The 237-nt window shown below is 60.8% G+C and carries 1 pseudogene; it reads right to left on the reverse strand.

Annotation, left to right across the window (positions count from 1 at the left end):
- Positions 1 to 237: pseudogene (locus KVT28_RS26780) on the reverse strand (hypothetical protein); the annotation flags it as partial.

The following is a 237-nucleotide window of genomic DNA, read 5'->3' on the forward strand; positions in this document are numbered from 1 at the left end:
TTTCCGTCTCTCGTCGCTGCGCTTCATGATGTCGGAGTCGTAGCTGAGTGTGCCGGCCGGGTTGTTGACGTAGGTCTCGCGGGCGGTTTGCCCGAGATCCGATTCCGTAAGCTCCGTCTGGCCCTTCACATCAATGTTGGTGGACGTCTGCGTCGGGTCGCTGTACAGGTCGCGCTGCGGCGCGTCCGACGTGTAGTTCTCAAAATATCTGTTGGGGTCGGCGCTGGTCGTGCCGTT

It is taken from the genome of Pantoea sp. GbtcB22 (genome assembly GCF_019091025.1).
GTDB lineage: Bacteria > Pseudomonadota > Gammaproteobacteria > Enterobacterales > Enterobacteriaceae > Pantoea > Pantoea leporis.